The organism is Mycobacterium sp. 1245111.1, assembly GCF_001673405.1.
GTDB lineage: Bacteria > Actinomycetota > Actinomycetes > Mycobacteriales > Mycobacteriaceae > Mycobacterium.
This window is the reverse complement of the sequence record NZ_LZLV01000024.1, coordinates 1-12,571: the sequence shown is the minus strand read 5'-3', so window position 1 is coordinate 12,571 and position 12,571 is coordinate 1. Positions and strand designations below refer to the sequence as shown.

General features: G+C 66.9%; 7 protein-coding genes. 1 reads left to right on the top strand and 6 read right to left on the bottom strand.

All coding sequences use genetic code 11. The features are described 5' to 3' along the window. Positions 1-132 precede the first annotated feature (132 nt). The 3 genes from A5658_RS28350 to gltB form a co-directional block, all read right to left on the bottom strand. Complete coding sequence (locus A5658_RS28350) at positions 133-273, bottom strand: hypothetical protein (protein ID WP_197503048.1); 141 nt, start codon at positions 271-273, stop codon at positions 133-135. 143 nt (positions 274-416) lie between these two features. Continuing rightward, positions 417-1,883: a glutamate synthase subunit beta gene (locus A5658_RS04740; RefSeq protein WP_067331734.1), complete on the bottom strand. Its 1,467-nt coding sequence runs from the start codon at positions 1,881-1,883 to the stop codon at positions 417-419. Continuing rightward, the gene (gene gltB, locus A5658_RS04735) at positions 1,876-6,459 is read right to left on the bottom strand and encodes a glutamate synthase large subunit (protein ID WP_067331767.1); all 4,584 of its coding nucleotides are present in this window, start codon (positions 6,457-6,459) and stop codon (positions 1,876-1,878) included. Before gltB ends, A5658_RS04740 begins: the two co-directional genes overlap by 8 nt. Before the next feature lie 709 nt (positions 6,460-7,168). Here gltB and A5658_RS04730 point away from each other — a divergent pair. Beyond that, complete coding sequence (locus A5658_RS04730) at positions 7,169-8,260, top strand: MinD/ParA family protein (protein ID WP_067331732.1); 1,092 nt, start codon at positions 7,169-7,171, stop codon at positions 8,258-8,260. On the opposite strand, the gene sigI is transcribed toward A5658_RS04730, so the two are convergent. The 3 genes from sigI to eccE form a co-directional block, all read right to left on the bottom strand. Continuing rightward, positions 8,257-9,117, bottom strand: a complete 861-nt coding sequence (gene sigI, locus A5658_RS04725; RefSeq protein WP_067331730.1) for an RNA polymerase sigma factor SigI — start codon at positions 9,115-9,117, stop codon at positions 8,257-8,259. The genes A5658_RS04730 and sigI overlap by 4 nt on opposite strands. An 80-nt stretch (positions 9,118-9,197) precedes the next feature. Then, positions 9,198-10,994 (bottom strand): type VII secretion AAA-ATPase EccA, encoded by a 1,797-nt coding sequence (gene eccA / locus A5658_RS04720; protein ID WP_082992951.1) that lies wholly within the window; start codon positions 10,992-10,994, stop codon positions 9,198-9,200. Between the two features lie 62 nt (positions 10,995-11,056). Then, positions 11,057-12,571, bottom strand: a 1,515-nt coding sequence (gene eccE / locus A5658_RS04715) for a type VII secretion protein EccE (RefSeq protein WP_197503047.1), incomplete at its 5' end; no start/stop codon positions are given.

Sequence of the window (12,571 nt, the reverse complement as noted above, 5' to 3'; positions counted from 1 at the left end):
GAAGAACGCCACCCGGCGCCAGCTCGATCGGTAGGTGTAGTGCCTACTGCGACGGGCGGTGCTCGCGAAAAATCACGACGAGGTGACTTTTAGCAAACGCTCGCCGTTACCGGCGGGCGGCCCAACGGGCCGCTAGACGCCGAAGCGAAGCAACTCGTCGGCGGTTACCAGGCGTTCATGCTTGGCGGGGAATTCACGGCTCTTGACCGGGTGACGGAACCATGACCAGGCGATTCGGCTGACCCGGGATCGGGTCATGGGGTTCAGGTACACGCTGCTTACTCCTGCGGTCGATTAGCTCAACCAGGCTCCACACCCCGCGGGGCCTATGTCGAACTATTAGACACCCATTAGCTGGCAAACAGTGTAGGACGCGCCGCGCGGTTTATCAAATGTTTCTGATGTGACAAATGTGACTAGCGTTGCGGCACCGCGGTCGGGGTGATCGGCGCCGGCAGAGCGGTCTGACCCATCAGGAACCGGTCCACGCCCGCGGCGGCCGCCCGGCCCTCGGCGATCGCCCAGACGATAAGTGACTGCCCCCGACCTGCATCGCCGGCGACGAAAACGCCCGGCACCGAGGTCTCGAAGTTGGCGCCACGGGCGACGTTGCCACGCTCGGTCAGCTCGACACCGAGGTCGGCCAGCAGACCCTCACGCTCCGGACCGACGAAGCCCATCGCCAGCAACACCAAGTCGGCCTCGATTTCGAAGTCGCTGCCCTCGGTCTTGACGAACTTGCCGTCCTGCATCGTCACCTCGTGCACTTTCAGTGCTGCGACGTGACCGTCCTTGCCGATGAATTCCTCGGTGTTGACCGAGAAGACCCGCTCGCCGCCCTCTTCGTGCGCGGAGGAAACCCGGAACATCATCGCGTAGGTCGGCCACGGCGTCGACGGAGCGCGGGTCTCGGGCGGTCGGGGCATGATCTCGAACTGGTGGATGCTCTTCGCGAGCTGCCGGTGCGCGGTGCCCAGGCAGTCGGCGCCGGTGTCGCCGCCGCCGATGATGATGACCTTCTTGCCCTTGGCAGTGATCGGCGGCTGGCCATCGGCGTCGAGCACGTCGTCGCCCTGCTGCACCCGGTTGCCCCACGGCAGATACTCCATCGCCTGGTGGATGCCGTCGAGTTCGCGGCCGGGGATCGGCAGGTCGCGCCACGCGGTCGCGCCCCCGGCCAGCACTACCGCGTCGAAGTCCGACTTCAACTGCTGCGGTGTGATGTCGATGCCGACGTTGACGTTTGTGCGGAATTCGGTTCCCTCGGCGCGCATCTGGTCCAGGCGGCGGTCCAGGTGCCGTTTCTCCATCTTGAACTCGGGGATGCCGTAGCGCAGCAGGCCGCCGATGCGGTCCGCGCGCTCGAACACCGTCACCGCGTGCCCGGCCCGGGTCAGCTGCTGCGCGGCGGCCAGGCCGGCCGGCCCGGAGCCCACCACGGCGACCTTCTTGCCGGTCTTCACGTCGGGCGGCAACGGAACCACCCAGCCTTCGTCGAAGGCGTTGTCGATGATCTCGACTTCGATCTGCTTGATCGTCACCGCGTCCTGGTTGATGCCCAGCACACAGGACGATTCGCACGGCGCCGGGCACAGCCGGCCGGTGAACTCGGGGAAGTTGTTGGTGGCGTGCAGCCGTTCGATGGCGTCGCGCCACCGGTCGGTGCGAACCAGGTCGTTCCACTCGGGGATCAGGTTTCCCAGCGGGCAACCGTTGTGGCAGAACGGAATTCCACAATCCATGCAGCGGCTCGCCTGCTGCTGCAGGGTCTCGTGCGGGAAGTCTTCGTAGACCTCGTTCCAGTCGCGCAGGCGCAGATCCACCGGTCGCCGCTTGGGCGTCTCGCGGTGGGTGTACTTGAGGAAACCCTTGGGATCAGGCACTGGCGGCCGCCATGATCGCTTCGTCGGGATCGGTGCCGTCACGCTCGGCCTCGGCGATCGCCGTCAGCACGCGCTTGTAGTCACGCGGCATCACCTTGGCGAAGCGCTTCTGCTCGGCCTCCCAGTCAGCCAGAATGCGCTGGCCCACAGCGGAATCCGTGGCGTCGACGTGCGCCTGCAGCATCCCGTGCAGCCATTCGAGGTCTTCGGAGTCCAGCGTCTCGAGCTCGACCATCTCGGAGTTGAGGTTGGCTTCCAATGCGTCCTCGGGATCGTAGACGTAGGCGATGCCACCTGACATGCCCGCCGCGAAGTTGCGGCCGGTGCTGCCCAGAATCGCCACCTTGCCGCCGGTCATGTACTCGCAGCCGTGGTCGCCGACGCCTTCGACCACCGCATGTGCACCGGAGTTACGCACGGCGAACCGCTCGCCCACCGCGCCGCGCAGGAACGCCTGGCCGCTGGTGGCGCCGAACAGGATCACGTTGCCGCCGATGATGTTGTCTTCGGCGACGTAGTCCGCCGGCGCGTTGTCCGAAGGCCGGACCACGACGCGGCCGCCCGACAACCCCTTGCCGACGTAGTCGTTGGCGTCACCGTAGACCCGCAGCGTGATACCGCTGGGCAGGAACGCGCCGAAGCTGTTACCGGCCGACCCGGTGAAGGTGATGTCGATGGTGCCATCCGGCAAGCCCTGGCCGCCATAGGCTTTCGTCACCTCGTGGCCGAGCATCGTGCCCACCGTCCGGTTGACGTTGGCAATCGTGGTGGAGAAGCTCACCGGCTTCTTGGAGTCGAGCGCCTCGCGGCTCATCACGATCAACTGCTGGTCCAACGCCTTGTCCAAGCCGTGGTCCTGCTTGGAGCTGTTGTACAGATCCTGGTTCATGAAAGCCGACTCGGGCTCGTGCAACACCGGCGACAGGTCGAGCTTGTGCGCCTTCCAGTGCGCGCGGGCCAGCGTGGTGTCCAGCGACCCGACCTGGCCGACCGCCTCGTTGACCGTGCGGAAACCCAACTGTGCCAGGTATTCGCGGACCTCTTCGGCGATGAACAGGAAGAAGTTCTCCACGAATTCCGGCTTTCCGGCGAACCGCTCGCGCAGCACCGGGTTCTGGGTGGCCACCCCGACGGGACAGGTGTCTAAGTGGCAGACCCGCATCATGATGCAGCCCGACACCACCAAAGGTGCTGTGGCAAAACCGAATTCCTCGGCGCCGAGCAGCGCCGCGATCATCACGTCGCGACCGGTCTTGAGCTGACCGTCGACCTGGACGACGATGCGGTCTCGTAACCCGTTGAGCAGCAACGTCTGCTGGGTTTCAGCCAGACCGAGTTCCCAGGGGGCACCGGCGTGCTTCATCGACGTCAGCGGGGTTGCCCCGGTGCCGCCGTCGTGACCGGAGATCAACACCACGTCGGCATGTGCCTTGGAGACACCGGCCGCGACGGTGCCGACGCCGTTCTCCGACACCAGTTTCACGTGAATACGTGCCTGCGGGTTGGCGTTCTTGAGGTCGTGGATCAGCTGCGCTAGATCCTCGATCGAGTAGATGTCGTGGTGCGGCGGCGGCGAGATCAGACCCACGCCGGGGGTGGAGTGCCGTACCTCGGCGATCCACGGATAGACCTTGCCGGCCGGAAGCTGGCCGCCCTCACCGGGTTTGGCGCCCTGCGCCATCTTGATCTGGATGTCGGAGCAGTTGCTCAGGTAGTGCGAGGTGACGCCGAAGCGGGCCGAGGCGACTTGCTTGATCGCACTGCGACGCCAGTCGCCGTTGGTTTCGCGTTCGAAGCGGGTGACGCTCTCGCCGCCCTCGCCGGAGTTCGACCGGCCGCCGAGCCGGTTCATCGCGATGGCCAGCGTCTCGTGCGCCTCGGCGGAGATCGAGCCGTAGCTCATGGCGCCGGTCGAGAACCGCTTGACGATCTCGCTTGCCGGCTCGACCTCGTCGAGCGGCACCGGGGGGCGCAGCCCCTCGCGGAACTTCAGCAGACCGCGCAGCGACGCCATCCGCTCGCTCTGGTTGTCGACCAGCTCGCTGTATTCCTTGAAGATCTTGTATTGGCCGGTCCGGGTGGAGTGCTGCAGCTTGAACACCGTGTCCGGGTTGAACAGGTGGTACTCGCCCTCGCGGCGCCACTGGTACTCCCCGCCCACCTCGAGTTCGCGGTGCGCACGCTCGTCCGGCCGGTCGAGAAATGCGAGGCCATGCCGGGTCGCGACGTCGGCGGCGATGTCGGACAGGTTTATTCCCCCGGTGGGGCAGGTCAATCCGGTGAAGTATTCGCCGAGCACGTCTTCGTCGACTCCGACGGCCTGGAACAGCTGGGCGCCGGTGTAGGAGGCCAGCGTCGAGATGCCCATCTTGGACATCACTTTCAGCACACCCTTGCTCGCGGCCTTGATGTAGTTGTTCAGCGCCGTCTCGCGGTCGAGACCCTCGAAGTCGCCGCGGTCGAGCATGACCTCGATCGACTCGAACGCCATGTAGGGGTTGATCGCCGCGGCACCGAAACCGATCAGCGCGGCCAGGTGGTGCACCTCGCGGGCGTCACCGGTCTCCACCACCAGGCCGACCTTGGTGCGGCTGCGTTCGCGGACCAGGTGGTGGTGCACAGCCGAGACGGCCAGCAGGGACGGGATCGGCGCCAGCTTCTCATCGGATTCCCGGTCGGAGAGAATGATGATCCGCGCCCCGTCGGCGATCGCGGCCGACGCCTGGTCCCGCACGTCGTCCAGCGCGGCCTTGAGCCCGGCGCCATTCTCGGCGACCGGGTAGAGACAGCGAATCACCTTGGACCGCAACCCATGACGACGTCCGTTGACTTCCACGTCGGGGTCGAGGTTGATCAGCTTGGCCAGCTCGTGGTTACGCAGCACCGGCTGCGGCAGGTGGATCTGCCGGCAGGAGTCGGCGTTCGGGTTGAGCAGGTCGCCCTCCGGGCCGACCGTCCCCTGCACGCTGGTCACCACCTCTTCACGGATGGCGTCCAGCGGCGGGTTGGTCACCTGTGCGAACAACTGCTGGAAGTAGTCGTAGAGCATCCGCGGGCGCTGCGAGAGCACCGCGACGGGGGTGTCGGTTCCCATCGAACCGATCGGCTCGGCGCCAGTCCGCGCCATGGGCGCGACCAGCAGGTTGAGCTCCTCGTACGTATAGCCGAACACCAACTGGCGCAACACAACCCGGTGTTCGAGCATCCGCTCGTAGTCGCCCTGCGGCAGGTCGGCCAGTGGAATCAAACCCCGGTCGAGCCACTCCTGGTAGGGCTGCTCAGCGGCCAGCTCGGCCTTGATCTCCTCGTCGGAGACGATGCGGCCTTCGGTCATGTTGACCAAGAACATCCGGCCGGGTTGCAGCCGCATCCGGCGCACCACCTTGGACGGGTCCAGGTCGAGCACGCCCGCCTCGGACGCCATCACGACGAGGCCGTCGTCGGTGACCCAGATTCGTGACGGGCGTAGGCCGTTGCGGTCCAGCACCGCGCCGACGACCGTGCCGTCGGTGAAGGTCATCGACGCCGGGCCGTCCCACGGCTCCATCAACGAAGCGTGGTACTCGTAGAACGCCCGTCGCGCGGGGTCCATCGACGGGTGGCGCTCCCAGGCCTCGGGGATCATCATCAGCACGGCATGCGGCAGGCTGCGCCCGCCCAGGTGCAGTAGTTCGAGCGCTTCGTCGAAACGCGCGGTGTCCGAGGCGCCCGGTGTACAGATCGGGAACAGCTTGTCGACGTCGTCGCGCGAGCCGAAAATGTCGGTGTCAATCAGCGCCTCGCGGGCCCGCATCCAGTTCTCGTTGCCGGTGACGGTGTTGATCTCACCGTTGTGCGCGATGCGGCGGAACGGATGGGCCAGCGGCCACGACGGGAACGTGTTGGTGGAAAAGCGCGAGTGCACGATGCCCAGCGCGCTGGTCAGCCGCTGGTCTTGCAGGTCGAGGTAGAACGCCTTGAGCTGAGGTGTGGTCAGCATGCCCTTGTAGACGAAGGTCTGACCGGAAAGGCTTGGGAAGTATACGGTTTCGCGTCCGGGGCCATCCTGGCCGGGGCCCTTGGTACCCAGCTCGTGCTCGGCGCGCTTACGCACCACATAGGCACGGCGCTCCAGGTGCATGCCCTCGGCGCCGGCGATGAAGATCTGGCGGAAGGTGGGCATCGCATCGCGGGCCAGCGCACCCAGCGAGGAATCGTCGGTCGGCACGTTGCGCCAGCCCAGCACCTGAAGGCCCTCGGCCTCGACGATCTTCTCGACCGCCGCACACGCGGCCGCGGCGTCCTTCGAGGACTGCGGCAGGAACGCCATGCCGGTCGCATAGCTACCGGCCTCGGGCAGGTCGAAGTCCACGACCTGACGGAAGAACTCATCGGGGACCTGGATCAGGATCCCGGCGCCGTCACCGCTGTGCGGCTCGGCGCCCTGGGCACCGCGGTGCTCGAGGTTGACCAGGGCCGTGATGGCCTTGTCGACGATGTCGCGACTGCGGCGGCCGTGCATGTCGACGACCATGGCCACCCCGCATGAGTCATGCTCGAACGCGGGGTTGTAGAGCCCGACGCGGTTGGGCGCCATTCGCACCTGCCCCTTCACGAAAATTTCTGCCGCAGCATTGACGAATCGTTCCGATGGATGCCGCGCCCTGAAGGCTGAGGGTTGGGCCCCTTCGGTCTTGTCGAGGTGCTGCTCGCCGGATAACGACGATCCCGGTTGGGAGTATCCGTACGGCGCTGAACGGTGGCCCGGTTACCGGTTTTCGACAAGTCGTAAAACGATATGACAAAACCCGCCTGACATGCCAACTTGGTCCATCTTAACGCCTCGACCGGCCATGCCGCGCCGATGTGACGCGGCACATATACTTCCGAGCCCGGTCCCGTTGTGCCGCACGGTATTTGAAGGGGTCGGGGACGACGGGGACGAGCTCGACCAACGTGCGGTTTCCGGACGCCGCGACGGGACAGTTTGCTGTGATTGCGGTCGTCGCAGGTCCGACAGGGCCGCCCGGCTCACAACGGGCCCCCGTGGCCGGTGATCCAGGTCACCAAAAGCCGTGGCAGCGCGGCTGTACCAGCGGATCCTGGCGTTCGTGCAAACGCCTCGACCCACCCCGCCCGCCCGCCCGCCGTCCTGGCACAAAAGTTGCCCGGGGTTTTTTCCGTCACACCCGAACGCGAGCGGCCTGACCTGCGCAATTAGTGATCGCAACCTTGCGCCACAGCCGACGGCTCTACCATGCATCCATGAGCTTGAGAGGGCCCGACATCTCGATTTCGACGAGTTCATGACCGAGCCGGACGACTTCCTCAGAGACCGCCGGCGCCCCGTTCCGCAGAGCGGCCCGCCAGGACCACCTCCGCGGCCGCTGGCCGGCGCTCCCCGTCCGGCGCCACCACCACGGCCCGCTCCACCGCCCCCTGCACCGCCGGCCCAGCCATCGTGGAGCAACGTCGACTTCTCGCCGGCCGCCCCCGCGCCACGCGGCCCGGGGCCGAAATACGGCTGGCAGCGCATCGTCTTCAAGGCCACCTTCGGGCTGGTCAACCCCGGGCCATCGGCCGCAGAGAAACAGGATGCCGCCTACGAGGCCGCCATCGCCTCGACCCTGCGGGGCAACTACAAAGTCGGGGTGCTGGGCAAGGGCGGGGTCGGCAAGACCACCGTGGCCGCGAGCGTCGGGTCGATCTTCGCCGAGCTCCGTCGTCAGGACCGGGTGGTCGCGATTGACGCCGACACCGCGTTCGGCCGGCTCGGTAGCCGGATCGACCCGCGGACCAACGGCTCATACTGGGAGATCGCCGCCGACCAAAACCTTCGGTCGTTCGCCGATGTCAGTAGCCGGGTCGGTAGCAATTCGGCGGGGCTGTACGTGCTGGCCGGGGAGCCGACGGCCGGGCCACGCCGGGTACTCGATCCTGCGCTGTATCGCGAGGCGACCTCGCGGCTGGATCGCCATTTCACGATTGCGATCATCGACTGCGGTTCCACGATGGACGCCCCGGTGACGCAGGAGGCGCTGAGCGATCTCGACGCGCTGATCGTGGTGTCGTCGCCGTGGGCCGACGGCGCGGGGGCCGCGGCGCAGACGATGGAATGGCTGTCCGCACACGGGCGTACCGGTCTGCTGCACCGGACCGTGGTGGTGCTCAACGACTCCGACGGCCATTCGGACAAGCGGCACCGATCAGCGCTGGCTCACCAGTTCCTCGAGCGTGGCCAGACGGTGGTCGAAGTGCCATTCGATCCGCACCTGCGGCCCGGCGGCGTCATCGACGTGCAAACCGAGCTGGGCCGCAAGACCCGCCGCAAGTTCTTGGAGATCGCCGCGACGATCGCCGGGTTCTTCGCGAACCGGCCGGAGCCCTCGCGGGGCTAGACCCGCGCCGACGGGTCGGCGGTGGCCTCGATCTTTGTCACCAGGGATTCGCCGATCGTCAGCACGATGACCGCGAACAGGCGCCGCTCCGCGAACGCCAGCAGCACCGGTTGACCCGCCGGGCCGCTCACCAGCGTCGCGCCCGGGCCCAGGTAACGCAGCAGGTTGACCGCGACGTCGTGCGGCCCATGATTGATCTGCAACGGCGGGGCGGGATCGGCCAGGACCGTGCCCGCACCCCACACCGTCGGGTCGAGCACCTCGACCAGCGCCTGCAAATCGCCGTTCGCGCAGGCCGTGATGAATTTCTCGGTGACCAGCTGATGCTCGGCAGTCGACACCTCGGCCGGTTTCGGCTGTGCCAGAGCGAATTTCGACCGCGCTCGGCGGGCCAGCTGTCGACAGGTTCCGACGGGCCGGCCCACGGTCTCCGCGATCGCGTCGAACGGAACAGCGAACACGTCGTGCAGGACGAACGACACCCGCTCGCCGGGACTCAGCCGGTGCAGCACCTCCAGCAGCGCCGTGCGAACCTCGTCGTCCAGCGTCACCCGCTCGGCCGGGTCCAGCCGGGCGGGCTGGTTGACCGCGACCGCCTCTTGTCCGATGTCGTCGGGCCGTTCGTAGCGGGCCCTAGCCGACCGCGCCTGATCCAGGCATAACCTGCCGGCGACCACCGTGAGCCAGGCGCGTACGTCGTCGATCTCGTCGACGTCGGCTCGCGAGAGCCGCAGAAACGCTTCCTGCGCAACGTCTTCGGCATCACCGACGTCGCCGAGCATCTGGTAGGCGAGGTTGACCAGGTACGGGCGATGGAGTCGCCAAGCCTCGGCGACGTCCTCGACGGAATTGCTCATGTACTCACGACGATCCGGCGGCTTGAAAAGTTACAACGTTCAGCTCGCCTCGCGGTCTTCCGGCTCGATGCGCTGACCGCTTAAAGCTGCACCGGCACATGCTTCTCCGCGCAGGCGTCGGTCACCGCCGCGACGATGTCCTGGGTGCGCAGCGTCTCGAGGTCTTCGACGGTCACCGAGCCCTTGTCGATGCGGTGCTGGGCCGCCACCCGGGAATCCCGTAGCCGCTCCGCACGTTCGACGACGTTGCGGGCGAAACGTCCGTTCTGCATCACGTCGATCCCGTGCGTGCCGTCCGGAGCCAGGTAGGCGCGCAACGTCTTGCACGCCATGTTCAGCGCCTCGCGCGCGGCCGGCTCGATCACCGTCGCCCGCGGTTGGCCGTAGCGCACGGCGATCTCGACCAACTCGTCGGGAGCGTAGGAGGCGAACCGCAGCTTGCGGTTGAACCGGCCCGCCAAACCCGGATTGACCGTGAGGAATTCGTCGACTTCCTTCTCGTAACCGGCGCCGATGAAGCAGAAGTCGAACCGGTGCACCTCGAGCGCCACCAGCAGCTGGTTGACCGCTTCCATGCCGATCATGTCCGGCCGGCCGTCGTGGTGACGCTCGACCAGGCTGTAGAACTCGTCCATGAACAGGATCCGGCCGAGTGAACGGGCAATCAGCTCATTGGTTTTCGGGCCGGACGCACCGATGTGCTCGCCGCAGAAGTCGGCGCGTTTGACTTCGATGATCTCGGGATGCCGCACGATGCCTAGCCCGGCGTAGATCTTGCCCAGCGCCTCGGCCGTCGTGGTCTTACCGGTACCCGGCGGGCCGACGAGGAGCATGTGGTTGGTCTGGTTGGTGACCGGCAGCCCGGCCGCCATCCGCAGCGCGCGGACCTCGATCTGGTCTTCCAGTTCCGCCACCGCTTGTTTGACCTCGCTCAGCCCCACCTGGTTGTTGAGCAGCGCTCGGCCCTCGTTCAGCAGTTCCTCGCGACGTTCCTCGTTCTGCTCGTCGCGGCGGTCCGACGCCGAACGTTCGGTGCTGACGTCCCACTTGTTGCTGCGGGTGTTGATGGTCTCCTCGTCGGTGATCACCAGCTGCAGCTGGTGATCGGCGAGTGCGTCCTTGGCCGCTTCGATCAGCGCGCCGTTGATCGTCGCCTTGGACAGCCAGATCTGAGCCTTGTCCTCCTCGCCGAGCTGGCGGTGTGCCATCCCGCGGACGTAGGCGAGATCGGCTGCGATCAAAGGGAACTCGTTGGGATCGATCGCCGTCACCGCGGTGTCGGTCAACTGGGAGCGACGTGCCTCGGCCGACCCGCCGGCCCGCAGATCGACCCGGTCAGCCCAGTCCAGCGCCACCCGCGCCTGCCCGAGGTGGGCGGCTGCGTGCGCGGCGAGCGCATTGGTGGCCGCGGTGACCGCCGACATGATGATCGCCTGCGGCGGCAGGACGGTCGCCGCTATCGAGATCACGTCGGGCCAGCGCTGGGTGGCGAACATCAGGTAGCCCCGGATGTACTGCTGCCACTGGTGGTTCTCCCAAGTGTCCAGCAGGGCTGGATCTTTCAGCAGCGCTTCGGCTTTCTCGTACTGGCCATCATCGATCAGCGCGCTGGCCAGCGCCAGGCCGGCGTGCGAAGACTCGGTCACCGAGATCGACAGGAACGGCCCGGCCTTGATCGCCGCCGAGAGTCGCACACCGAGTCGGTTGGTCTCGCGATGCAGCCGGGCTCCATAGGCGTACAGCTGCTGCAACGTGGACAGCTCCTCGTCGCCGGCCGCGATTCGGCCCAGCCATGCATCGGCCATCGACTGGTCCAACTCGCTGGCCTCGCGAAATCGCGTCTGCGCGGTCGACACATCGGTGTCGAAGACCGCCATCGCCTGATCGAACCGCTTGCGCGCGGCGACCGTGTCGGTACTGCTCGTCAAGCGCCGCTCCCCTAGTCCACCGGTTCGAGCTCAGAGCTGCCGATAGTCGTCGGTTCCAAGGATATGTACCGATTCTCGGCCCGAAACAGCTCGACCTCAACCGTATGCAATTGGCCGGCCGCCGTCACATCGATCGTCGCGGGACCGATCTGCGTGATGACGACGTCAGCGGACCCGCGATAGGGCGTGCCCGGCTCCCCGATGGAGATCAACGTGTTGGGCCGCGGCGCCGGGGTGACGGTTCCGTCGACCACGCTGACCGTCGTGCCGGCGATCGGCCGGACCTGGGTGCCCACCGCGATCTCGGGCATCCGCACACTGGCCCACCTCTGCAAGTCGCGGGTGTGCACCGTGATGCGCTCACCGGCGCCCGCCAGCCGCACCACGATGCGTTTGGCCAGCACGTCTTGTGCCGCGATGTGCACGCGGCTGAACTCCCCCGGATCGTCGAGCGGCAGCATCAACCGGTTACCGGCATCCACCTTGCCCAGCAGCACACCGGAGGGCCCGATCGGAATGACCAGCGGCCGGTCGAGCACGCCGCGCCGAACACCCCGCAGTGTGGGCATCGGCCCGCAGAGGTTGGCGGCAATCGCGCGGGCCTGCTCGCCGGGCAGGATCCGGAACATGACGCTGGGCGGCGCCGTCGGCGGCTGCGCGCTCCGCACGGTCACCGTCGCCCACATGCTGCCATCACCGAAAACGGTGATGTTCTGGATGATTCCGTCTTCGCGCAGCGCCCACGCATGTGCCAGATTGTCGGCGTTGATATCGCCCGGCCGATACCAGTAGGTGGTGAGCCAGCCACCCTCGCCGCGGGTGGTGCGCCAGCGTTGGTGGTGCGCGTTCAGCCCGACACTGCCCAGCCGTCGCTCCAACTCCACGATGTCGGTGGCGGTCGCGACCTTCGCGCGAATACCGTTCTGCCGCAACGCCGCTGCGATTCGCTGGGATGCAGCCAGCGTCGCGGTCCCGATCGAAGTGCGCCACTGCAGCGCCTCGGCGTTGCGCAGGGCGCTGATCCGCACGATCAGCCACGTCTCGCGCTGCCCGGCGTAGGGGGGCGTGCCGATCAGCGTGTCGTAGACGCGTGGATAGTCGCCGGTGCTGCGCCGGCGCGACCCGACGCTGACCACGCTCAAAGAGTCGAGAGCGAGCCCCAGGCTCTGTTGCAGCAGCGGCCGCAGCTCGGCGACGTCGATCGTGTTCTCGGTGTACGTGGCCGTCGACCCGGTGAACAGCGTCGGCCGGTGCGCCTTGCCGAGCAACTGCACCGCGACCACAGCGACACCGTCCTGGTAACGCACGCCACCACCGGAGCGGTCGTTGGCGACCGTGATGGGTTCACTCAGCGTGATCGCGCGGCCACGCTGCCGCAGCAGGATCAGCCACGACCACAGCTGATGCCGGCGCCACGGGACCGCGCCGACGAGGATGCCCAGTACCAAACCTGCTGCGGCGCCGGGATATCCGCCGAAGATCCAGCCGATCAGGCCGGCGGCCAGTACGCCGACGATCACGAGAAG

Excerpts from the sequence above, each read along its gene's own strand:
- eccA (WP_082992951.1), bottom strand. The coding sequence starts at position 10,994 with ATGGCGGTCTTCGACACCGATGTGTCGACCGCGCAGACGCGATTTCGC.
- gltB (WP_067331767.1), bottom strand. The coding sequence starts at position 6,459 with ATGGCGCCCAACCGCGTCGGGCTCTACAACCCCGCGTTCGAGCATGAC.
- sigI (WP_067331730.1), bottom strand. The coding sequence starts at position 9,117 with ATGAGCAATTCCGTCGAGGACGTCGCCGAGGCTTGGCGACTCCATCGC.
- A5658_RS04730 (WP_067331732.1), top strand. The coding sequence starts at position 7,169 with ATGACCGAGCCGGACGACTTCCTCAGAGACCGCCGGCGCCCCGTTCCG.